The sequence below is a fragment of the Curtobacterium luteum genome, from assembly GCF_014646995.1.
GTDB lineage: Bacteria > Actinomycetota > Actinomycetes > Actinomycetales > Microbacteriaceae > Curtobacterium > Curtobacterium luteum.
This window is the reverse complement of the sequence record NZ_BMOI01000003.1, coordinates 134963-156993: the sequence shown is the minus strand read 5'-3', so window position 1 is coordinate 156993 and position 22031 is coordinate 134963. Positions and strand designations below refer to the sequence as shown.

Sequence of the window (22031 nt, the reverse complement as noted above, 5' to 3'; positions counted from 1 at the left end):
CGGTGGACCAATAGGCTGGCCGGGTGGAAGAGCTGCAACGGAGCGGCGGGCCGACGACGGCCGTCGCAGCGCGGAACGGTGTCGGGTACTCGTCGGCGGAGGCCTGGGCCGTCGAACGACCGTCCGGCGGCGGTGTCGCCGAGGGCGTGGTCCCCGGGTGGTCCGGTCGCACGATCGCGCCGGGCGACGAACTGTCGTGGGTGTGGTTCCCGGAGCGGACCCTGCCCGACGGCCGCTCCGAGCCGACCGAGGCCGACCTCCCGCACTTCTGGGACGCCACGGCCTTCGCGCTCGACCTCGTCTGCACCGACGGCACGCGGCTGAGCAGCGTCGCGCACGACCAGTACGGCGACGCGCCGATGCCCGAGGCGCAGGACGCCGCCCGCAAGCAGTGGGTCGACCAGTGGAACCGTCGGGCGGTCGACCTCACCCCGCTCGCGGGTCGGGTCGTCGACCGCTTGGAGGCCCGGCTCGGCTCCGACGCGCAGCACCCGTCCGGCGACGGGGAGCGTCCGGCGCTCCGCGGCTGGCTCGACGACGTCCGGCTGGGTCCGGCACGGCCGGCCCCGACGACGCCGCTCGACCACGTCCGCACGACCCGGGGCACGCAGGCGTCGTCCCGGTTCTCGCGCGGGAACACCGCACCGCTCGTCGGGCTGCCGCACGGCGGGGTGTTCGGCCTGCCGATGACCGACGCGTCGAGCAACCGGTGGCCGTACGCGTTCCACGAGCACTCCCGGGTCGAGGGGGACCGGGTGCGTCCGGCGATCCAGGCCTTCGCCACGAGTCACATCCCGTCGCCGTGGATGGGCGACCGCGGGGTGTTCCAGGTCATGCCCTCGCCGCTCGACACCCCGGACCCCGACCGGACCGCCCGCGCGCTCGGGTTCGACCACGACGACGAGCAGGACGGCCCGCACCGGTACCGGGTCGCCCTCGACCACGGTGTCACGGCCGAGGTGACGGCGGGGGAGTTCGCCCTCGGCTTCCGCTTCACGGGCACGCGCAGCGTCGTCCTCGACCACCACGGCCGCGTGTCCGACGTCTCGGTGACGATCGCCGACGGGACGGCCGTCGTCGAGTGCCTCCTCGACGACCGCCCGGGCACCCCACCGCACCACGTCCACCTCCGGGTGCCCCGGGTCACGGCGGACCACACCGTCGTCGCCCAGCACGGACTGCGCGGGTGGCTCACGGTCGACGGGGACGTCGACGTGCTCCTCGGCATCTCCACGGTGTCGATGGAGGACGCCCGCGCGAACCTCGACGCCGCCGGGGACGTCGACGCGATGCGCACCCACGCCGAGGACCGGTGGACCGCCGAGCTCGCGACGCTCGCCGTGGAGGGGGCGACGCCGGACCAGTTGACCTCGCTGTACTCGGGCCTGTACCGGCTGTTCCTCTACCCGAACCGTGCCGGCGAGACCGCGCTGGACGGCACCCCGCGTCACCGGTCCCCGTACGGCTCGGTGCAGGCGTCCCCGATCCGCGACGAGCCCGGACCCGAGGTCGTCGAGGGGCCGTTCACCACGACGAACGGGTTCTGGGACACGTACCGCACCGCGTGGCCGCTGCTCGGGCTCCTCACCCCGGAGACGGCGGGCGAGCTCGCGCAGGGCTTCGTCGAGCACCACCACGACGGCGGCTGGACGCCCCGGTGGAGCGCGCCCGGCGCCGAGGACTGCATGACCGGCACCACGAGCGACACGGTCTTCGCGGACCTCGCCGCGAAGGGCGTCGACGGGTTCGACCTGCCGGCGGCGTACCGGAGCGCGGTGCGCAACGCGACCGTCCCGCCGCGCGACGAGCGTGTCGGTCGCAAGGGGAGCCTCCCGGGCGCCTTCCGCGGCCACGTCGACACCGCGACCCACGAGGGGATGAGCTGGACCCTCGACGCCGCGATCAACGACTGGGGGCTCGCGGTCATGGCGGACCTGCTCGCCGACCGCGCGACCACCGACGCGGACCGTGACCGGCTCCGGGCCGAGCACGAGTGGTTCGCCCGGCGCTCCCTGCAGTACCGGAACGTCTTCGACGCCGAACGCGGCTTCTTCATCGGACGGGACCCGGACGGTTCGTGGCGGATCGGCTCCGAGTTCGACCCGCGCGACTGGGGCGACGACTACACCGAGACGAACGCGTGGGGGACCGCCTTCACCGCGCCGCACGACGGCGCCGGGGTCGTCGACCTGCACGGCGGTCCGGACCGGTTCGACGCCGCGCTCGACACGTTCTTCGCCACCGCGGAGACCGGCGCCACCGAGCGGTCCGGCTCCTACGGCTTCCCCATCCACGAGATGACCGAGGCCCGCGACGTGCGGATGGGCATGCTCGGGATGTCGAACCAGCCGGCGCACCACATCCCGTTCTTCCCGATGTTCACGGGCCGGCACGACGACGCACACCGGATCGTGCGGACGGCGCTCGAGCGGCTGTTCGTCGGCTCCGACCTCGGGCAGGGGTACCCCGGCGACGAGGACAACGGCGAGATGAGCGCCTGGTACGTCTTCGCCACGATCGGCCTCTACCCCCTGGCGCCGTCGACGGGCACCTACGTGCTCGTGCCGCCGTCGGTGCGTCGGACCGTCCTCCGTCCGGGCTCCTCGGACGGCAGTGCGACGCCGACCGTGATCGAGGTCGTGTCCGGGCCGGTGGGCGGGTACGTCGCGTCGGTCACCGTTGACGGGGCGCCCTGGGAGTCCGTCAGCATCCCGCACGAGGTCGTGGCCGCAGCGTCGACCATCGAGTTCACGCTGTCCGCGGAGCCCGCCGGCTGGGCGTCGGCCACGCGGCCGGTCTCCGCGTCCGAGGTGCACGGGTACCGGGACGTCCCGGTCGACCTGCTGCCCGTCGGGTCCTCACCGCTGAGCGACGACACCGGGCGGACCGCGACGGCGCTCGCCGCGGGGGCGTCCGTCACGTTCGCGGTGCCGTCGGTGCCGGTGTCGCTCTACACGGTCACGGTCGAGACGCCCGGGAGCTACTCGTGGGACGTGGCGCTCGGGTCCGGGTCGTCAGCGGTCCGCGAGGCGGAGTTCGACCGGGCCGGCCAGACCCGGGTCTTCCGCCTGGAGGGCGCCGGGTCGGCGTTCACGTTCTCCGCCGTCACGGACGTCGCCGTCACGCAGCTCGAGCTGATCGCGGCGGACGGACAGCGTTGACCCGCCGTTCACCGGCCCGGAGCATGCTCGGCCCATGTCGATGAGCACACCGTTCGATCCGGAGCAGCCCGGCGCGTCCGTCCCCGTGGACGGCTCCGACGCCACCGAACTCGAGGTGGAGGAGGACCGCGGTGCCGACGTGGGCCCGGACTCGCCCGACCCGAGCGTCTCGCCGGTCGACCACCACGACGAGGACGAAGCCGGCGGTGGTCCCGTCTTCCGACGTCCGCAGGCGGGCGACCGGCTCCACACGGACGACCTCTGACGCGCTTCTTGGCGGATTGCCATGCGGGTCGGGCATGCTCGGCCGCATGTCGATCGCGAACTCCTGGGACCCCTCCGGTGGCCGGGCCATCCCCGAGGACCAGGTGAAGGAAGACGGACTCGAACTCGACGAAGAAACGGCTGCCGAGCTCGGCATCTCGTTCGACGTGGTCGGCGGGGCCTCGGCGGACCCGACGCGGGTGTCGCCGGTGGACGTCGCCGTGCCGTCGCCGCCGTCCGAGGACTGACGCGCGTCAGCGCGTGAACTTGAACCCGACGTGTGACCCGACGAAGTCGAGCCGCTCGGAGAAGCGGTGTGCGTCCGTCCGGGCGGCGTCGGAGGTGAGCTGCACGAGCGACGCCCCGAGCGATGGCGCCGCTTCGTCGGTGACCCACCGCATCAGTGCGGTCCCGACCCCGCCGGAGCGCTGCGTGCTGCTGACCCGTACGGCCTCGACGAGGAGCCTCGTGGATCCCCGACGCGCCATCCCGGGGATCCGGGTGAGTTGGAACGTGGCGACCACCCTGCCGTCCGTGGCGCACGATGTCTGCACAACCAAAGTCACCTCGAACCGCGTGGAACCCTGGTTCGAGGTGACTTTGGTTGTGCGCGGCGCGGCGCGGCGCGGCGCGGCGCGGCGCGAACGCGCTCAGGGGACGGTGTGTCCCGCCGCCGTGAAGATCCGGTACCACTCCTCGCGCGAGAGCTCCACGTCCGAGCCCGCCGCCGATTCCCGCACCCGCTGCGGGTTCGTCGTGCCGAGGACGACCTGGAAGTGCGCCGGGTGCCGGGTGATCCACGCCGCCGCGATGCCGGTCGGCGTGACGCCGTGCGCCGCCGCGACCTCGTCGAGCACGTCGTTCAGCTCGGCGTAGTGCTCGCGATCGCCGAGGAACACGCCGTCGAAGAATCCCTTCTGGAACGGCGACCATGCCTGCAGCGTGATGTCGTTGAGCCGCGCGTGGTTGAGGATGTCGTTGTCCCGGTCCACGGACTGGTCGAGCCCGCCCATGTTCGCCGCGACGCCCTGCGCGATGACGTTCGCGTGCGTGATGCTCAGCTGCACCTGGTTGAACGCGAGCGGCTGGTTCACCGAACGACGCAGCAGCTCGACCTGACCGGGTGTGTGGTTCGAGACGCCGAAGTGGTGGACCTTGCCCGCCGCGTGCAGCTCGTCGAACGCCTTCGCGACCTCCTCCGGCTCGACCAGCGCGTCCGGGCGGTGCAGCAGCAGGACGTCGATGTAGTCGGTGCGGAGGGCCGCGAGGGACTCCTCGACCGACGACAGGATGTGCTCGTACGAGAAGTCGAAGTACCCCTGCCGGATGCCGACCTTCGTCTGCAGCTGGATCGCCGCACGCTCGGACGGCGACAGGGTCACGGCCTCGGCGAAGCGCGCCTCGCAGCCGTGCCAGCCGCCGTAGATCGCGGCGTGGTCGAACATGGTCACGCCCGCGTCGCGCGACGCCGAGTAGAGCGCGCGGACGTCCTCGTCGCTCATGTCGTTGATCCGCATGAGACCGACGACGACGTCGGACGCGGTGAGGTCGGTCTGTGGCAACTCCAGTGTCTTCACGCCGACGATCCTGCCAGCCGGACCGCACCGGCGGCAGGCCCTGCCGGTACCCCGGACCGCGCGGCGCCGGCAGCCGACGAGGTCGGCCCGCGAGGCCGACCGGCGCGCGGGGCCCGGTCGGCGCGCGGGGCCCGGTCGGCGCGCTACACGAGGACGACGAGCACGCCGGACCCCGTCGCCCACGTCGCCCGCAGGGTCTCGCCCGACGGCACCGGCGAGCCGACGACCCGGAGGACCACGAGCTCCCCGTGCCCCGTGGCGATCGTCGTCTCGCCCTCCTCGGTCCTGGTGTCGACCGCCGTGACCGTCGGCGACGACGGCGCCGATCCGCTGCCCACCGCCGTGGCCTCCTTGTCGAAGGACCCGGCGCCGTCCGCGCGTTCGAGTTCGGCCTCGTGCCCACCGGTCGCGATCGCGCGGCGGACCACGTCGGCGTAGACGGGGTCCCCGGTCGCGTCGTACACCCAGCGCCGACCGAGCACGGAGTGGTCCATCTCGGTCACCAGGAACGCGTCGGCACCGCGGAGCGGCGCAGCCCGGTAGGTGAGCGGTGCGTGCAGCAGCCGACCGGACCCGGTGCGGACGACGATCGTCTCGACCCCGACCTCGCCTGCCGGGTCGTCGAAGCGGAAGCGGCCGACGACCTCGACCGCCTCGCCGGGCGTGACGCCGCTCCAGGGCTGCAACGGCAACCAGACGGCGAGCGCCTCGGCCTTGGAGGGGCGGAGGACCGCCTCGTGGATGATCGCCATGACCAGAACCTACCGGTGCGGTCGGCGGCCCTACGCTGGACGGGTGCGCGACGACCTGCTCCCCGTGCTCGCGTGCCCGGTGTGCGCCGAGTCGCTCGCCCGCGTCGACGAGCAGATCGGCTGCGCGAACGGGCACCGCTTCGACGAGGCGAAGCAGGGACACCTCACGCTGCTGCCAGCCAAGCGACGCGCACTCACGGCGGACACTCCGGAGATGGTCGACGCGCGGCTCCGGTTCCTCGGCCGCGGCCACTACGCGCCCGTCGAGCGGGCGATCGCCGCGATCGTCGCCGCGGTGCCCGCTCCGGGCATCGTCCTCGACGTCGGTTCCGGCCCGGGGACCTACCTCGCGCATGCCCTGCGCGCGGCGGACGGGAGGCCCGGCGCCGGGTCCGACGCACCCCGCACGTCCGACGCGGGTGCTGCCCGGCTCGGGGTGGCGCTGGACCTCTCGCCGGTCGCGATCCGGCGTGCCGCACGCGCCCACGAGCGGGCCGGGGCCGTCGTCGGGGACGTGACCGAGCGCCTCCCGGTCGTCGACGGAGCGGCCGCAGTCCTGCTGGACGTCTTCGCGCCCCGCAACCAGCGCGAGTACGCGCGGGTCCTACACCCCGACGGCGTGCTCGTGGTGGTGACGCCACGGACCGGCCACCTGGCGGAGCTGGCGGCGGCGACCATCGCCGTCGACCCGGAGAAGGACCGGCGCCTGCACGACTCCCTGACGCCGGCGTTCGCGCGCCGGTCCAGCGAGGACCTGACGTGGACGATGGACCTCAGCGCCGAGGACGTCCACGACGTCGTGCACATGGGTCCCAGCCACCACCACGTCCCCGAGGGCACCGAGTTCGACGCGGCCGAGGTGACCGCTGCGGTGACGGTCAGCACGTGGACTCCCGCCTGAATCGTCCTCAGGGCATGATGAGCCAGTGACACGCATCCACTCGCGCTTCGTCGCCGCCCTCGTGCTGACCCTCGCCGTGAGCGGCGTCCTGGTGGGGTGTTCCGCGTCGCCGGTGTACGGCCCGACGGCGGGCTGCCTCCCCCGGTTCACGGTCACACCGGGCACCGTCCGCGCGGGTGACACGGTGATGTTCGCCACCGACGACGAGTGCGACGTGCACGTGCCGGACGGCGGATGGCGCATCGAGGTGCAGCACGGGGGCGAGAACGTGCCGGAGGACACCGCGTTCGCCGATGCCGCGCGTTCGGACGACGCGTTCGACGGATCGTGGTCGGTGTCCGTCCCGGTACCGTCCGACATCGAGCCCGGGGACGCCTCGGTCTCCATCGCGAACTGGGACTACGCGCCGTGCCCGGACGACGCGAGCTGCGCGGGGCCGTCGCAGAGCTTCACGGTCGCGCGCTGACCCTCACTCGCCCCTGGCCGCCCGCCGACGAGCGACGTGCGCCCGACCACGGGCGCGGTCCACCGCCCGGCCGACCTGCACGAGCAGGAACCCCAGGCCGACGACCCCGGCTGCGATCGGGGTGACGAACAGTTCGAGGTCGATGCCCGGCGCTCGCCACCAGTCGATCGACCAGCCGGCGACGGCCCCGAACAGCAGCACGGCCACTCCGGTCCACCAGCCGCGGCCGGGCAGGGTCCGGACGCCGAACGCCGCGAGGACGACGAGCACCCACGAGCCGATCGGCGCGAAGGAGCGGGGGTCGTCCGTCCCGCAGCTCGAGACGGCGCACTCCCACACCACGGTGTGCGCGACGCCCGCGTACCAGTGCACGAGCAGGCACGCGGCCACGAGGGCGAACAGCCCGATCGGGGGCCCGGCCCAGCGTCGGACCCGGGCGGACCGGGAGCGACGGCGTCGCGTCCCGGTCCATCCCTGGCCGAGCTCGTAGCCGGGCATCGGTCGGTACTCGGGCATGCCGGCACCGTACCGGCTGACGGATTCCGTGCAGAAGTGCTCCGGAAAGCCGTCAGACCTGCGGTGCGGCCACGTCGGGCGCCCAGATGACGCCGAACCGGTCCCGGAGCTGCCCGGCCAGCGGCGCCCAGGCCGACGGCGCGAGCGGCTGCCGGACCTCGGCGCCGTCGAGCAGCCCGGTCCAGTACCGCTCGATCTCGGACGCATCGTCCCCGTGGACGTACACGTAGAAGGCGTTGCTGCCCTGGTCGTACTGCTGGCCAGGCCACACGTCGAACGCCATGATCCGGAAGCCGGCGTCAGTCGCCACCTGCCCGAAGACGATGCGGTCGGCCCAGGCGGGCTCGTCGGAGGCGCTCATCGCGCCGTAGGTCATGGACGCGACCTCGCCGCCGAAGACACGGGCGTAGTGGTCGAGGGCCTCGCGGGCCTGTCCGTCGAAGTTGAGGTGGGTCGTGGTCTCGATGCTCATGGGACGAGCTTGTCGCGCAATGCGGTCAGATCGTGACCGCTTCTTCCTCGATACTGGACGCATGTCCGGACCGTCCTCGCGCATGCTGACGCTGCTGTCCCTGCTGCAGGTGCACCGGGACTGGCCGGGCGACGAACTCGCCGGGCGTCTCGAGGTCAGCCCGCGCACGCTCCGTCGCGACGTCGACCGGCTCCGCGAGCTCGGCTACCGTGTCGAGGCGCTCCGGGGCCCGGCCGGCGGGTACCGGCTCGCCGCGGGTGCGGACCTCCCGCCGCTGCTCTTCGACGACGACCAGGCCGTCGCGATCGCCATCGCCCTCGCGGTTGCCCCGGCGTCGGGCGCCGACATCGCGGAGGGCGCCGTCCGTGCGCTCGCGACGTTCCGGCAGGTGCTGCCCGAGCGGCTCCGGAACCGTGTCGGCACGGTCGACGTCCTGACGACTGCCGCGAGGACGACGGTCGACCCGGACGTGCTCGTGCAGGTCAGCCGAGCAGTGTCCGCCAAGGAGGTCCTCCGCTTCGGCTACGGACCGGACGAGGACCTCCGCCGGGTGGAGCCGCACGCCGTGGTCGCCCGGTCCGGCCGCTGGTACCTCCTGGCGTGGGACCTCGAGCGGACGGACTGGCGGACGTTCCGGGTCGACCGCATCACGCCGCGGGCGCCGACGCGGCTCCGGTTCTCACCGCGAGCGGTCCCCGGGGGCGATCCGGCGTCCTTCGTGGCGGCGCGCTCCAAGGGGTCCACGGTCGAGGACGCCTGGCCGTGCACCGGTACGGTCGAGCTCCGGTGCCCGGCGAACGCGGTCGCGCCCTACCTGGACCCCGCCGACGTCCTCGAAGCGACGGGTCCGGAGCGGTGCCGCCTGACCACCGGTTCGTGGTCGTGGGAGGCGCTGGCCGCACGGGTCGGCGGGTTCGCCGTCGACTTCACCGTGAGCGCACCCCCGGAGCTGCGCGCGGCCACGGCGGCGCTCGGCGACCGTCTCCACGCAGCGGCCCGTTAGGACCGCGCACGCGTCCGTCAGGACGGCGTCAGGATTCCGTTAGGACCGGCCTGGAGGCACGCCACCGGTCGCACGATCGGTGACGCACCAGGAATGGTGCGGCCCGCACCGCCCGGTGGCGGGCCCGTGCAACCTACGGAGTCCTCGTGTTCGACGTGTTCGTCGTCGCCGGTGTCCTCGCCGTGTTCGGCGTGGTCGCCCTCATCGCCAAGGGGTTGGAGCGGCTGTGATCGGCATCACCATCGCCGCGGCCGTCCTCGGCGTCGCCGCTGTCGTCTACCTGGTCTGGGCGCTCGTCCGGCCGGAGAAGTTCTGATGAGCGGGGACACGTGGGCCGGCATCGCCCAGGCCGCGCTCCTCGTCCTGCTCCTCGTCGTCTGCTACCGCCCGGTCGGTGACTGGATGGCGAGCGTCTACACGCCCGTCCGGCACAACCGCGTCGAGCGCGGCGTCTACCGGGTCATCGGTGTCGACCCCGACGCCGAGCAGTCCTGGGCCGCCTACCTGCGAGGTGTGCTGCTCTTCAGCGTCGTCGGGCTCCTCGTCGTCTACCTGCTCCAGCGCATCCAGGTGGTGCTGCCGGGGGACCTCGGCCTGCCGAACGTCGGGCCGTCGCTCGCGTTCAACACGGCCGCGTCCTTCGTCGCCAACACGAACTGGCAGTCCTACTCGCCCGAGGCGACGGTCGGCTACAGCGGCCAGATGGCGGGCCTCGCGGTGCAGAACTTCCTCTCCGCAGCCGTCGGCCTCGCGGTCGCCGTGGCACTCGTCCGTGGGTTCGCCCGTCGGAAGAGCGGCACCCTCGGCAACGTCTGGGTGGACGTCGTCCGCGGCACCGGACGCCTGCTGCTCCCCGGAGCCTTCGTCTTCGCGATCGTCCTGGTCGCAGGCGGTGTCATCCAGTCGTGGGGGGGCGGCACGGACGTGACCACCCTGATCGGCGGGACGCAGCACATCCCGGACGGCTTCGTCGCTTCACAGGAGGCCATCAAGGAACTCGGCACGAACGGTGGCGGCTACTTCAACGCCAACTCGGCGCACCCGTTCGAGAACCCGCAGGCGTGGACGAACCTCGTCGAGATCTTCCTCATGCTCGTCATCCCGTTCTCCCTCCCGCGCACCTTCGGCCGCCTGGTCGGCGACGACCGCCAGGGGTACGCGATCCTCACCGTGATGGGCGCCATCTTCCTGGTGTCGCTCTCGGTCATGTCGATCGCCGAGCTCGGCGGGGGCGGCGCGGCCACGCACCTCGCCGGTTCCGCGATGGAGGGCAAGGAGGCGCGCTTCGGCATCCTCGGCTCGACCCTCTTCTCGACGGCGACGACCTCCACGTCGACCGGCGCGGTGAACGCGATGCACGACAGCTACACGCCGATCGGCGGCATGATGGCGCTGCTCAACATGATGCTCGGCGAGATCAGCCCCGGTGGGACGGGATCCGGCCTGTACGGCATGCTCGTCCTCGCCGTGATCACCGTGTTCATCGGCGGGCTCCTCGTCGGTCGCACGCCGGAGTACCTCGGCAAGAAGATCCGTGCCCGTGAGATGACCTTCGCGGCGCTGTACATCCTCGTCACGCCCACGCTCGTGCTGCTCGCCACCGGGCTGTCCCTGGTGATCCCGGGCGTCCGCGAGCAGGTCGTCGGGACGTCGATCTTCAACCCGGGCAACCACGGCCTGTCGGAGCTCCTCTACGCCTTCACCTCGGGCGCGAACAACAACGGCTCGGCGTTCGGCGGCCTCACCGCGAACACCACCTGGATGAACTCCTCGCTCGGCGTCGTGATGCTCCTCGGACGCTTCGTCCCGATGGTCCTCGTCCTGGCGCTCGCCGGGTCGCTCGCCCAGCAGGACAAGGTGCCCGCGACCTCGGGCACGCTCCCGACCCACCGGCCGCTCTTCATCGGCCTCCTCGGTGGCGTCGCGGTGATCGTCACCGCCCTCACCTACTTCCCGGTGCTCGCACTGGGACCCCTCGCAGAAGCGCTCGCACGATGAACGCGCCGTCGACGTCCAAGGACACCACCATGACCACCGCGACCTCCGCTCCGGAGGCGACCACCGCCTCCAGGCCGGCCACCTCGTCCGCCTTCGGACCCCGCCAACTGGCGGCGGGCCTCCCGGGCGCCCTCCGCAAGCTCGATCCGCGCCTCATGTGGCGCAACCCCGTCATGTTCATCGTGGAGGTCGGCGCCGCCCTGACCACCGTCTCGCTGTTCGTCGAGCCGTCCGCCTTCACCATCGCGATCGCCGTCTGGCTGTGGCTGACCGTCGTCTTCGCGAACCTCGCCGAGTCCGTGGCCGAAGGCCGCGGCAAGGCGCAGGCCGACACCCTGCGCAAGACGCGGTCGACCACGAGCGCCCGCCGGGTGCTCCGCTACGACCAGTCCGACCCGGCGGCCACCGGCAACGAGACCGAGGAGGTCGCGTCGGTGGACCTCGCCAAGGGCGACGTCGTCGTGGTCGTGGCCGGTGAGGTGATCCCCGGCGACGGGGACGTCGTGGACGGCATCGCGTCCGTCGACGAGTCCGCGGTGACGGGCGAGTCCGCGCCGGTCATCCGGGAGTCCGGCGGCGACCGCAGCGCCGTCACGGGCGGCACGCGGGTGCTGTCCGACCGGATCGTCGTGCGCATCACGTCGACCCCGGGCGAGACCTTCATCGACCGGATGATCCGGCTCGTCGAGGGCGCCGCCCGACAAAAGACGCCGAACGAGATCGCGCTGAACATCCTGCTCGCCTCGCTGTCGATCGTGTTCGTGATCGTCTGCCTCACCATGCAGCCCATCGCGGGCCTCGTCGGTGCGACCGTGAGCATCCCGGTGCTCATCGCCCTGCTCGTCTGCCTCATCCCGACCACGATCGGTGCGCTCCTCTCCGCGATCGGCATCGCCGGCATGGACCGCCTCGTGCAGCACAACGTCCTCGCGATGTCCGGTCGAGCGGTCGAGGCGGCGGGCGACATCACCCCCTGCTGCTCGACAAGACCGGCACGATCACGTACGGCAACCGTCGGGCGTCCCGTGTCGTGCCGGTGCCGGGCGTGACCGAAGCCGAGCTGATGGAGGCCGCCGCGCTGTCGAGCGCCGCCGACAGCACCCCCGAGGGCCGCTCCATCGTCGACCTGGCCGCCGAGGCCGGGATCGGCGCCGGGCTGCCCGTCGGAGCGGTCGAGGTGCCGTTCACCGCACAGACCCGCATGTCCGGGCTCGACCTCACCGACGGGACCGAGGTCCGGAAGGGTGCCGCGGCCGCGGTGCTCGCGTGGGCCGGGGCAGCCGACCCGGCCGTCACCGCCGCGATCGACGCCACCGTGGCCGAGGTCTCCGACCAGGGCGGCACCCCGCTCGTCGTCGCCCGTCGCGCGCCCGGCGGTGCCGTCGACCTGCTGGGTGTCGTGCACCTCAAGGACGTCGTGAAGGACGGGATGTCCGCACGCTTCGCGCAGCTGCGGGAGATGGGCATCCGGACGGTGATGATCACGGGCGACAACCCGCGCACCGCGAAGGCCATCGCGGCCGAGGCCGGCGTCGACGACTTCCTCGCCGAGGCCACCCCGGAGGACAAGCTCGCCCTCATCCGCAAGGAGCAGGAGGGCGGCAACCTCGTCGCGATGACCGGTGACGGTACGAACGACGCCCCGGCCCTGGCCCAGGCGGACGTCGGCGTCGCGATGAACACCGGCACCACTGCGGCGAAGGAGGCGGGCAACATGGTCGACCTCGACTCCGACCCGACCAAGCTCATCGACGTCGTCCGGATCGGCAAGCAGCTGCTCATCACCCGCGGCGCGCTCACCACGTTCTCGATCGCCAACGACGTCGCGAAGTACTTCGCGATCATCCCGGTCATGTTCCAGCTTGCGTTCCCGGGGCTCGCGGCGCTCAACGTGATGGGGCTGCACAGCCCGTCGTCCGCGATCCTGTCCGCCGTCGTCTTCAACGCGCTCGTCATCGTGGCGCTCATCCCGCTGTCGCTGCGCGGCGTCAAGTACCGCGCAGCGTCGGCATCGTCGATCCTCGGCCGCAACCTGCTCCTCTACGGCGTCGGCGGCGTGGTCGTCCCCTTCATCGGCATCAAGCTGATCGACCTCGTGGTCGGTCTCATCCCGGGGTTCTAGTCATGGCATCAGCACGTTCCACCTTCCGTTCGACGGGTGTGGCCATCCGCCTCACCCTCCTCAGCACCGTGGTGCTCGGCATCGCCTACCCCCTCGCCGTCTGGGGCGTCGGGCAAGCCGCCTTCCACGACCAGGCCAACGGCTCGATGGTCACCGACTCGTCGGGGAAGGTCGTCGGGTCGTCCCTGATCGGGCAGTCCTTCGACGGGTCGTCCGCTGCCCGCTGGTTCCAGTCCCGGCCGAGCGCCGCGGGGGAGAAGGGCTACGACGCGAACGCGTCCAGTGGCTCGAACCTCGGCCCGAACAACCCCGACCTGGTGAAGGCCATCCGGGAGCGCCAGCAGGCGATCGCGAAGGCCGACGGGGTGCCCGCCAGCCAGGTCCCCGCCGACGCCGTCACCGCCTCGGGCTCCGGCCTCGACCCGGACATCAGCCCGGAGTACGCGCTCCAGCAGGTGTCCCGCGTCGCGTCGGCTCGAGGGATGTCCGAGTCGGCCGTCCGGACGCTCGTCGACGAGCACACCGAGGCCCGCCAGCTCGGGTTCCTCGGCGAGCCCGTGGTGAACGTCCTCGAGCTGAACCTCGCGCTGGCGAAGGCCTCCTGACGGTGGTGCCGATCGCTTCCGCACAACCGAAGTCACCTCGCACCGCGCCGAACCGTGGCGCGAACCGACTTCGGTGGTGCGAGGAGCATCGGCGCCGCCCCGTCCACCACCACCGCGACGACCGACGCGAGAGGATGAGCACGTGAAGCGAGGCAAGCTGCGGGTCCTGCTCGGCGCGGCACCCGGCGTGGGCAAGACCTACACGATGCTCGAAGAGGGGCACCGGATGGCCGCCGAGGGCCGGGACGTCGTGGTCGCAGTCGTCGAGACCCACGAGCGCGCCGCCACCGCCGCCCTCGTCGACGGTCTCGAGGTCGTGCCCCGCCGCGTCGTCGAGCACCGCGGGGTGCAGCTCGACGACATGGACCTCGACGCCGTCCTCGCCCGCCGGCCCGACGTCGCCCTCGTCGACGAGCTCGCCCACACGAACGCTCCCGACGGGCGCCACGAGAAGCGGTGGCAGGACGTCGAGGAACTGCTCGCCGCCGGGATCTCCGTCGTCAGCACCGTGAACGTCCAGCACATGCAGTCCCTCGGCGACGTCGTCCGCGAGATCACCGGCACCGTGCAGCGGGAGACCGTCCCGGACGCCGTCGTGCGCGCCGCCGACCAGATCGAGGTCGTCGACCTGTCCCCGGCGGCCCTCCGCGACCGGCTCTCCGACGGCCTCGTGTACCCGGCGGCGCGGATCGACGCGGCACTCTCGAACTACTTCCGCCTCGGCAACCTGACCGCCCTCCGGGAGATCGCGCTGCTGTGGCTCGCGGACGAGGTCGACGACGCGCTCCGCGCCTACCGCGCCGAGCACGGCATCGACCACCGTTGGGAGGCACGGGAACGGGTCCTCGTCGCCCTCACCGGCGGCCCCGAGGGCGAGACGCTGCTCCGTCGCGGCGCACGCATCGCCGCCCGCAGCGCCGGCGGCGAGCTGGCGGCCGTCCACGTGACGACGAACGACGGCCTCCGCGAGCGGCACCCGGGTGCACTCGGCAAGCAGCGGACCCTGCTCGAACAGCTCGGCGGGACGTACCACCAGGTCGTGGGCGACGACGTGCCGACGACCCTCGTGCGCTTCGCGAAGTCGATCGACGCCACCCAGATCGTCATCGGCGTCAGCCGTCGCAGCCGTGTGGCCGCGGCGATCACGGGTCCGGGCATCGGCAACACGGTGATCCGCGAGTCGGGCGACATCGACGTGCACGTCGTCACGCACGAGCGGGCCGGCGGCGGGTTCGCCCTGCCGCGGCTCGGGGGCAGCCTGTCCCGCGGCCGCATCGTCGCCGCGTTCGTACTGTCGCTCGTGGCCGGCCCGCTGCTCACCTGGCTGCTGTCGCTCGGCAAGGACCCGGACGCGATCACGGTCGACGTGCTCGCGTACCAGCTGCTCGTGCTCGTCGTGGCACTCGTCGGCGGCATGTGGCCCGCCGTGTTCGCCGCCGTCCTCTCCGGTCTGAGCCTCGACTTCTTCTTCGTGCAACCCCTCTACATGGTCACCGTCCAGCAGCCGTGGCACCTCGTGGCGCTCGTCATGTACGTCGTGAGCGCCGTGCTCGTCAGCTTCGTGGTGGACCGGTCGGCGCGGCGCTCCCGTGCGGCACGCCGTGCCGCCGCCGAGTCGGGCCTGCTCGTCGGCATCGCCGGGAGTGTCCTCCGCGGCGACGACGCGCTCCAGGCGCTGCTCGACCGGACGCGCGAGGCGTTCGGCTTCGCGGGCGTCCGGATCCGGCAGGGCGACGACGTCCCGGCCACGTCGGGGACGTTCGGCGACGCGCCGGACGCGGCCACGACCCTCCCGTCCGGTGCCGTGCTCGAGTTCGCCGGTGCACCCGACGACCCGACCCAGCGCCGCCTGCTGCGCGTCGTCGAGCAGCAGCTCGACGCCGCCGTGGAGCACCGCGAACTCACCCGCACCGCCGTCGACGCGGAGCGGATCGCCGCGGCGGACCGCGTCCGCAGCGCGATCCTCGCGGCCGTCGGCCACGACGTGCGGCGGCCGATCGCGGCCGCCTCCGCGGCCGTGCAGACCCTCCGCGCCGGCGACATCACGCTCTCCGAGCCCGACCGGGAGGCACTGCTCGCCACCGCCGACGAGAGCCTCGGCCACCTGGCGGTGCTGTTGGCCGACCTGCTCGACGTCAGTCGCGTGCAGGCGGGGGTGCTCGCCGCGCGCCCGGTCCCGACCGCACTGGAGACGGTCGTCGCACCGGCACTCGACGAGCTCGAACTCGGCCCCGAGGACGTCGACCTCGACCTGCCCGCCGACCTGCCGCCCGTCCTCGCCGACCCCGTGCTGCTGCAGCGCGTCGTCGTGAACCTGCTCGCGAACGCCAGCCGCTACGCCCCCGAGGGGACGCGGGTGCGCGTCGCCGCGAGCGCCTTCGGCGGCGGGGTCGAACTCCGCGTCGCCGACCACGGCCCCGGCATCCCGGAGGACCGCCGCGGCGAGGTGTTCCAGCCCTTCCAGCGCCTCGGCGACACCGACAACGACACCGGGCTCGGCCTCGGCCTGGCGCTCGCCCGCGGCTTCACGGAGGGCATGGGCGGCACGATCGAGGTCGACGACACCCCCGGCGGTGGTCTCACCGTCGTCGTGCGGCTGCCGATCGCCGGCCACGTGGGGGTGTCGGTCCTGTGAGCACCAAGGTCCTCATCGCCGACGACGACGCCCAGCTCGTCCGGGCGCTCGCCGTCACCCTCGCCGCCCGCGGCTATGACGTCGTCACCGCACGGGACGGCCGCGCCGCACTCGACGCCGTCATCACCGAACGGCCGGACCTCGTCCTGCTCGACCTCGGCATGCCCCGGCTCGACGGCATCGGCGTCCTCGAGGGGCTCCGCGCCTGGACGCAGGTGCCCGTCCTCGTGGTCTCCGGGCGCACCGACTCCTCCGACAAGGTCGACGCCCTCGACGCCGGGGCGGACGACTACGTCACGAAGCCGTTCCAGATGGACGAGCTCCTCGCCCGGCTGCGGGCGCTCGGGCGTCGTCAGGCCGCGGTGGCCGCTTCTGCCGGGGGTGCGCCGACCGTCGCGATCGGCGAGCTCGTGGTCGACCTCGTCGCGAAGCAGGTCACGCCGCCGACCGGTCCCGCGATCCGCCTGACGCCCACCGAGTGGCGGTTGCTCGAGGTCCTCGTGACGAACCCCGACCGGCTGATGACCCGCGAGATGCTCCTGACCGAGGTCTGGGGGCCGTCGCACGGCAACGACTCGGGGTACCTCCGGCTCTACATGGCGCAGCTCCGACGGAAGCTCGAGCCCGACCCCGCGAACCCGCGGTTCCTCGTCACCGAGTCGGGGATGGGGTACCGCTTCAGCCCGGGGCACGCGTGAGCTCCCCGGCGAGCACGCGCACGAGCACGACCGCGAACGACCTCGCCGTCGCCGGCCTGGGAACACCCGGCGTGCGCCTCTGGGCCGTCCGCGACGCGTCCGGCTCGGTCGTCGGCACGACCGGTTTCGAGACCTCGGCGGACGGGAGGCACGCCCTCCTCCGCAGCGTCGCCGTCAGCCCGGCGCTGCGCGGCTCCGGCACAGGCTCCCGGCTCGCCGCCGTCGCGATGGGGCAGGCCGCGTCCGCGGGCGCAGCTCGCGCGTGGCTGTTCAGCCGGAGGTCCGGCCCGTTCTGGCAGGGTCTCGGGTTCGCGCCGGCCGACCCGGGCGAACTCGCGGCCGTCCTCGCGGGCACCACCCAGGTCGCCCTGTTCCGACGGACCGGGCAGCTCGCCCGGGAGGTCGCGTGGAGCCGCCCGCTGTAGCGTCGCCTCGTGACGATCGCGCTGCGCCGGGTGACCGCCGACGACTGGGCCGTGTGGCGGCCGGTCCGGCTCGCGGCGCTCGCCGACGCCCCCGGTGCCTTCGGGTCCCGGCTGGTCGACTGGGAGCACGCCTCCGAGCACCGGTGGCGCACCCGCCTGTCGTTGCCGGGCGCGCTCGACCTGCTCGCGGTCGACACCGACGGGCACCCGGCGAACGGCACGACGTCGGTCCCGGGCCGCCACGCCGACCCCGACGCCGGGTCCGTCCGTGCCGTCGGCATGGCCAGCGGCGTCCCGGACGCGGACGACCCGCGCCGCGTCGAGCTCATCTCGATGTGGGTCGCACCCGACGAGCGCCGACGCGGGGTCGCCCGAGCGCTCATCGGCGCGGTCGCGACCTGGGCGGCGGAGCAGGGCGCCCGCGAGCTCGTCCTCGCCGTGGTGCCGGACAACGCCGGCGCCCGGGAGACCTACGCACGAACGGGGTTCTCCGTGACCGATGACGTGGGCGAGGCGCTGCCGGACGGGCGCCACGAGATCGTGATGCGCCGCGACCTGGAAGGACGACCGTGACCCGAGCACTCCGCGTCACCGCGTGGATCCTCGCAGCCGTCGTGCTGCTCGCCGTGGTGTTCCTCGTGTACGCGAACACCGTCATGCAGGGCACCCGGAGCGCCGCGCTCCAGGTCTGGCGGGACGACCGGGTGTCGGTCCGCGACGTCGGCGACGCCGTCCTCATGACCCCGACCGGCCGGGCGGACGGCAAGGGCATCGTGTTCATCCCCGGTGCGAAGGTCGACCCGTACGCGTACCTGGCGACCTTCCGGCAGGTGGTGGCATCGGGCACGACGGTCGTCATCACGAAGCCGACCCTCAACCTCGCGTTCTTCGACACCCGGCCGCTCGCGACGTTCGAGGCGCACGCCCCCGAGGTCACCACGTGGGCGGTCGGCGGGCACTCCCTCGGCGGGGTGCGTGCGTGCCAGCTCGCGAAGGACGCCGACGGCCTCCTGCTCCTCGGCAGCTACTGCGCGGACGACATCAGCCGCTCGTACATCCAGGTGCTCAGCGTCGCCGGCTCGCGCGACGGCCTCAGCACCCCGGCGAAGGTCGCGGCGGCGCGGCACCTCCTGCCCTCGACCGCGACGATGGTCGAGGTCGAGGGATCGAACCACGCCGAGTTCGGGGCGTACGGCGACCAGCCCGGTGACCGGACCGCGACCATCTCACCGGCCGAGGCCCGCGCCGAGATCAGCGCGGCGGTCGAGCGCTGGGTGGCGGCGCTGCCGCCGGGGACCGACCTGCGCTGACCGCCATCCGCACCGCGTCGACGGCGAGTGACGGCACGAGCCCGACCTCCTCGACATCCGAGACCGGCACCCAGGCCGGCTGGTAGTGGTTCGACGGGCTGGACAGCGCTGCTTCGGGCGCATCCGACCGGACCTCCGGTGCGCCCGGACCCGCTTCGACGTGCAGGTACACGGCCGGCGCGGCTCGGTCGAGCCCGACGGGCAGCAGTGCGATCAGCTCGCCGCCGAGCCCGGTCTCCTCGCGCAGTTCACGCAGGCAGGCCTGTTGCGGGGTCTCGCCCGGCTCGACGCCTCCGCCGGGGAGGACGGCGTAGCGCCGTCCGTCCCGTTCACGGAGAACGAGCAGCACCTGGTCGCCGCGGACCGCCACGGCGGCCGCTCGGAGACGGAGGGGGTTGGAACCGGTCACGTGGTCACCGTACGCGGTCCGGTCGCGGTGATCCGTGCCTCCCGGCGGTCGGTCTGGAGGCCCGGCGCGCGCCCGTCACCCGGCCCGCGTGTCCTGCCGATCGCGTCCACGGCCGCGCGACGAGCGGCACCCGGTGAGGCGGGCGACGCCCTCCGGTCGTACCAAGACGGTCCGCGTCACGCGGGTCCTGCACACGTGCGCTGTGGGTGAACTCTCTCCACACATCGGCCGCGTGCCTGAGTCGTGGAGCGGGGCGGTCCTAGAGTGGGCGCATGACCGCACCGGACCGGCCCACCCCAGCCCGCCTCGCGGATCAGCGCGCGCTGCTGTTCGACCTCGACGGCGTCCTCACCCCGACCGCCGACGTGCACATGCGCGCGTGGAGCCGCTTGTTCACGCCGTACCTCGCCGCTCGCGGGGTCGACCCGTACACCGAGCAGGACTACTTCACGTACATCGACGGCAAGCCCCGCTACGACGGCGTGCGCTCGCTGCTGCGGTCGCGCGGCATCGAGCTGCCGGAGGGCACCCCCGACGACGACCCCGCGCTGGACACGGTGTGCGGGCTCGGCAACCGGAAGAACGCCGAGTTCACGGCCGAGCTCGACGAGCACGGCGTGGAGCCGTACCCCGGCTCCCACCGGTTCCTCGTCGCCGCGATCGACGCCGGGTACTCGGTCGCCGTGGTGTCGAGCTCCGCGAACGCCGTGTCGGTGCTCCGGACGGCGGGCATCCTCGAACGCTTCCCCGTGATCGTCGACGGCCTCGTCGCCCGGCAGGACGCGCTCGAGGGCAAGCCCGCGCCGGACACCTGCCTGGACGCCGCCAGTCGCTTCGGTCTCACGGCGGCCGAGTGCGTGGTCGTCGAGGACGCCACCAGCGGGGTCGAGGCCGGACGCAACGGCGGCTTCGGGCTCGTCGTCGGCGTCGATCGCGGCGTCGGCTCCGAACAGCTCCGAGCGCACGGTGCCGACCTCGTCGTGACCGACCTCGACGACCTGATCGACGACCTCCGCTCCACCCCGGCACCGACGACCTGAGCGGTCGGGCGACCGACCCGTCCGCCCCACGACCGATCCCGACACCTCCCTCCCACGGAGCAGCATGAACCCCATCACCTCGGACCCGCTCGACCGCGTCCGCTACCCGATCGACGAGTGGGCGCTCGTCGAGACCGAGTACGCGCCCGACGAGCAGGGCGTCGCTGAGACGAACTTCGCCGTCGGCAACGGCTACCTGGGCCTGCGCGGCAACCTCGACGAAGGCCGTGGCGGCGTGCAGTACGGCACGTACGTCAACGGCTTCCACGAGACCTGGCCGATCCGCCACGCCGAGGACGCCTTCGGGTTCGCGAAGACCGGGCAGACGATCATCAACGCTCCCGACGCGAAGGTGATCCGGCTCTACGTCGACGACGAGCCGCTCGTGCTCGCCGAGGCCGACATCCTGCGCCACACCCGACGGCTCGAGTTCCGCGGCGGCTACCTCTTCCGGGAGACCGAGTGGTCGACGCCGTCCGGCAAGCGCGTCCTCATCCGGTCGCGGCGCCTGGTGTCGTTCACCGACCGGCACCTGGCGGTCATCGACTACGAGGTGACCGTGCTCGACGCGGGCGCCTCGATCCTGCTCTCGAGCCAGGTCCTGAACCGGCAGGACGTGCAGGACGAGTACCACGCGGGCATGCGTGCCGCGGCGAACGCCTTCGACCCGCGCAAGGCCGAGGCGTTCACCGAGCGGGTGCTCGAGCCGAAGCTCAAGCGGAGCACCGGCGGACGGTCGTTGCTCGGCTACCAGGCAGCGAGCTCGGGGATGACCGTCTGCGTCGGCGTCGAGCACCACCTGGAGACCGAGAACTCGTGGGACGAGTCGTCCTCGATCGAGGACGACCTCGCCAAGCACGTCTACCGCGTGCAGGCGAAGGCCGGTGTCCCCATCCGGCTCGTGAAGAGCATCGTCTACCACACCTCGCGCGGCGTACCCGCGCGAGAGCTCGCGGACCGCTGCGACCGCACGCTGGACCGCGCCCACGCCGAGTCCGTCGACGAGGTCTTCGCCGCCCAGCGCGCGTGGATGGACGACTACTGGGCGCGCAGCGACGTCGAGGTGGCCGGCAAGCCGGACGTGCAGCAGGCGGTCCGCTGGAACCTGTTCATGCTCGCGCAGGCCACGGCCCGCACCGACGGGCACGGCATCGCCGCGAAGGGCGTCACCGGCTCCGGGTACGGCGGGCACTACTTCTGGGACATGGAGATCTACGTCCTGCCGTTCCTGTCCTACACGGCACCGATCGTGGCCCGGAACGCGCTCTGGTTCCGCTACAACATGCTCGACGCGGCCCGGTCCCGTGCTCGTGAGCTGAACCAGCGCGGGGCGCTCTTCCCGTGGCGGACGATCAACGGCGAGGAGTCGAGCGCCTACTACGCCGCCGGCACCGCGCAGTACCACATCGATGCCGACATCACCCATGCGCTCATGCAGTACGTGCGGGCCTCGGGCGACACCGAATTCCTCAAGCGCGGCGCGATCGACATCCTGGTCGAGACCGCCCGGCTGTGGGAGGACCTCGGGTTCTGGCGGTCGAACGGCGACAAGAAGTTCCACATCGACGGCGTCACCGGCCCGGACGAGTACACGACCGTCGTCGACGACAACCTCTACACGAACGTGATGGCGCGGGCGAACCTCTGGTACGCCGTGCAGGCCACGCGAGAGCTCGC

At 72.7% G+C, this 22031-nt stretch carries 22 protein-coding genes and 1 pseudogene; 17 read left to right on the top strand and 6 right to left on the bottom strand.

Annotation, left to right across the window (positions count from 1 at the left end):
• Positions 1-23: 23 nt before the first annotated feature.
• From IEY20_RS05445 to IEY20_RS05435, 3 genes are read left to right on the top strand one after another with little or no spacing between them, the layout of a single operon-like run.
• Positions 24-3161, top strand: a complete 3138-nt coding sequence (locus tag IEY20_RS05445; protein WP_229727886.1) for a GH92 family glycosyl hydrolase — start codon at positions 24-26, stop codon at positions 3159-3161.
• Between the two features lie 34 nt (positions 3162-3195).
• A complete protein-coding gene (locus tag IEY20_RS05440) occupies positions 3196-3426 on the top strand; it encodes a hypothetical protein (RefSeq protein ID WP_022902570.1) in 231 nt (76 codons plus the stop codon).
• A gap of 46 nt (positions 3427-3472) precedes the next feature.
• A complete protein-coding gene (locus IEY20_RS05435; RefSeq protein ID WP_175328343.1) occupies positions 3473-3673 on the top strand; it encodes a hypothetical protein in 201 nt (66 codons plus the stop codon).
• A 6-nt stretch (positions 3674-3679) separates the two neighbouring features.
• Here IEY20_RS05435 and IEY20_RS05430 read toward each other — a convergent pair whose 3' ends face one another.
• From IEY20_RS05430 to IEY20_RS05420, 3 genes are all read right to left on the bottom strand, one after another.
• The gene (locus IEY20_RS05430) at positions 3680-3991 is read right to left on the bottom strand and encodes a GNAT family N-acetyltransferase (RefSeq protein WP_175328342.1); all 312 of its coding nucleotides are present in this window, start codon (positions 3989-3991) and stop codon (positions 3680-3682) included.
• 84 nt (positions 3992-4075) lie between these two features.
• Entirely contained in the window at positions 4076-5002 is a 927-nt protein-coding gene (locus IEY20_RS05425) for an aldo/keto reductase (RefSeq protein WP_175328341.1), read from the bottom strand.
• A 143-nt stretch (positions 5003-5145) separates the two neighbouring features.
• A complete protein-coding gene (locus IEY20_RS05420; protein ID WP_022903915.1) occupies positions 5146-5754 on the bottom strand; it encodes a CG0192-related protein in 609 nt (202 codons plus the stop codon).
• A gap of 43 nt (positions 5755-5797) precedes the next feature.
• Here IEY20_RS05420 and IEY20_RS05415 point away from each other — a divergent pair, with 43 nt between their 5' ends.
• A complete protein-coding gene (locus IEY20_RS05415; protein WP_175328340.1) occupies positions 5798-6655 on the top strand; it encodes a putative RNA methyltransferase in 858 nt (285 codons plus the stop codon).
• Between the two features lie 25 nt (positions 6656-6680).
• On the top strand, positions 6681-7121 hold the full coding sequence (locus tag IEY20_RS05410) for a polysaccharide lyase family protein (protein ID WP_175328339.1): 441 nt from the start codon (positions 6681-6683) through the stop codon (positions 7119-7121).
• Between the two features lie 3 nt (positions 7122-7124).
• Here IEY20_RS05410 and IEY20_RS05405 read toward each other — a convergent pair whose 3' ends face one another.
• Both IEY20_RS05405 and IEY20_RS05400 read right to left on the bottom strand, forming a co-directional pair.
• A complete protein-coding gene (locus tag IEY20_RS05405; protein WP_175328338.1) occupies positions 7125-7637 on the bottom strand; it encodes a hypothetical protein in 513 nt (170 codons plus the stop codon).
• Positions 7638-7689: 52 nt separating this feature from the next.
• A complete protein-coding gene (locus tag IEY20_RS05400; protein WP_175328337.1) occupies positions 7690-8109 on the bottom strand; it encodes a VOC family protein in 420 nt (139 codons plus the stop codon).
• A 61-nt stretch (positions 8110-8170) separates the two neighbouring features.
• On the opposite strand from IEY20_RS05400, the gene IEY20_RS05395 reads away from it, so the two are divergent.
• The 10 genes and pseudogenes from IEY20_RS05395 to IEY20_RS05350 all read left to right on the top strand — a co-directional run bounded on the left by IEY20_RS05395 (position 8171) and on the right by IEY20_RS05350 (position 18905).
• Positions 8171-9112, top strand: a complete 942-nt coding sequence (locus IEY20_RS05395) for a helix-turn-helix transcriptional regulator (RefSeq protein ID WP_175328336.1) — start codon at positions 8171-8173, stop codon at positions 9110-9112.
• A 226-nt stretch (positions 9113-9338) separates the two neighbouring features.
• Positions 9339-9428 carry a K(+)-transporting ATPase subunit F gene (gene kdpF / locus IEY20_RS05390; RefSeq protein ID WP_042724093.1) on the top strand — a complete coding sequence of 30 codons (90 nt, stop codon included), beginning with the start codon at positions 9339-9341 and terminating at the stop codon, positions 9426-9428.
• Positions 9428-11110: a potassium-transporting ATPase subunit KdpA gene (gene kdpA / locus IEY20_RS05385; RefSeq protein WP_188888949.1), complete on the top strand. Its 1683-nt coding sequence runs from the start codon at positions 9428-9430 to the stop codon at positions 11108-11110. The genes kdpF and kdpA overlap by 1 nt, the downstream gene beginning before the upstream one ends.
• Before the next feature lie 29 nt (positions 11111-11139).
• Positions 11140-13232, top strand: a pseudogene (gene kdpB, locus IEY20_RS05380) (potassium-transporting ATPase subunit KdpB).
• Positions 13233-13234: 2 nt separating this feature from the next.
• Complete coding sequence (gene kdpC, locus IEY20_RS05375) at positions 13235-13837, top strand: potassium-transporting ATPase subunit KdpC (protein WP_031272388.1); 603 nt, start codon at positions 13235-13237, stop codon at positions 13835-13837.
• 142 nt (positions 13838-13979) lie between these two features.
• A complete protein-coding gene (locus IEY20_RS05370; protein ID WP_175328334.1) occupies positions 13980-16472 on the top strand; it encodes an ATP-binding protein in 2493 nt (830 codons plus the stop codon).
• Complete coding sequence (locus IEY20_RS05365; protein ID WP_175328333.1) at positions 16469-17170, top strand: response regulator; 702 nt, start codon at positions 16469-16471, stop codon at positions 17168-17170. Before IEY20_RS05370 ends, IEY20_RS05365 begins: the two co-directional genes overlap by 4 nt.
• Entirely contained in the window at positions 17167-17595 is a 429-nt protein-coding gene (locus IEY20_RS05360; protein WP_229727884.1) for a GNAT family N-acetyltransferase, read from the top strand. Before IEY20_RS05365 ends, IEY20_RS05360 begins: the two co-directional genes overlap by 4 nt.
• Before the next feature lie 9 nt (positions 17596-17604).
• Positions 17605-18168, top strand: coding sequence for a GNAT family N-acetyltransferase (locus IEY20_RS05355; protein ID WP_175328332.1), 564 nt, complete (start codon positions 17605-17607; stop codon positions 18166-18168).
• Positions 18165-18905: an alpha/beta hydrolase gene (locus IEY20_RS05350; protein ID WP_175328331.1), complete on the top strand. Its 741-nt coding sequence runs from the start codon at positions 18165-18167 to the stop codon at positions 18903-18905. The genes IEY20_RS05355 and IEY20_RS05350 overlap by 4 nt, the downstream gene beginning before the upstream one ends.
• Here IEY20_RS05350 and IEY20_RS05345 read toward each other — a convergent pair.
• A complete protein-coding gene (locus IEY20_RS05345) occupies positions 18847-19314 on the bottom strand; it encodes an NUDIX domain-containing protein (RefSeq protein ID WP_175328330.1) in 468 nt (155 codons plus the stop codon). The two genes, IEY20_RS05350 and IEY20_RS05345, sit on opposite strands and share 59 nt — an antisense overlap.
• Before the next feature lie 272 nt (positions 19315-19586).
• Here IEY20_RS05345 and IEY20_RS05340 point away from each other — a divergent pair, with 272 nt between their 5' ends.
• Positions 19587-20354, top strand: a complete 768-nt coding sequence (locus IEY20_RS05340) for an HAD family hydrolase (RefSeq protein WP_175328329.1) — start codon at positions 19587-19589, stop codon at positions 20352-20354.
• 64 nt (positions 20355-20418) lie between these two features.
• A partial coding sequence (locus IEY20_RS05335; RefSeq protein ID WP_188888959.1) for a glycoside hydrolase family 65 protein occupies positions 20419-22031 on the top strand: 1613 nt, incomplete at its 3' end.

Excerpts from the sequence above, each read along its gene's own strand:
- IEY20_RS05440 (WP_022902570.1), top strand. The coding sequence starts at position 3,196 with ATGTCGATGAGCACACCGTTCGATCCGGAGCAGCCCGGCGCGTCCGTC.
- IEY20_RS05435 (WP_175328343.1), top strand. The coding sequence starts at position 3,473 with ATGTCGATCGCGAACTCCTGGGACCCCTCCGGTGGCCGGGCCATCCCC.
- IEY20_RS05420 (WP_022903915.1), bottom strand. The coding sequence starts at position 5,754 with ATGGCGATCATCCACGAGGCGGTCCTCCGCCCCTCCAAGGCCGAGGCG.
- IEY20_RS05405 (WP_175328338.1), bottom strand. The coding sequence starts at position 7,637 with ATGCCCGAGTACCGACCGATGCCCGGCTACGAGCTCGGCCAGGGATGG.
- IEY20_RS05400 (WP_175328337.1), bottom strand. The coding sequence starts at position 8,109 with ATGAGCATCGAGACCACGACCCACCTCAACTTCGACGGACAGGCCCGC.
- IEY20_RS05395 (WP_175328336.1), top strand. The coding sequence starts at position 8,171 with ATGTCCGGACCGTCCTCGCGCATGCTGACGCTGCTGTCCCTGCTGCAG.
- kdpA (WP_188888949.1), top strand. The coding sequence starts at position 9,428 with ATGAGCGGGGACACGTGGGCCGGCATCGCCCAGGCCGCGCTCCTCGTC.
- kdpC (WP_031272388.1), top strand. The coding sequence starts at position 13,235 with ATGGCATCAGCACGTTCCACCTTCCGTTCGACGGGTGTGGCCATCCGC.
- IEY20_RS05340 (WP_175328329.1), top strand. The coding sequence starts at position 19,587 with ATGACCGCACCGGACCGGCCCACCCCAGCCCGCCTCGCGGATCAGCGC.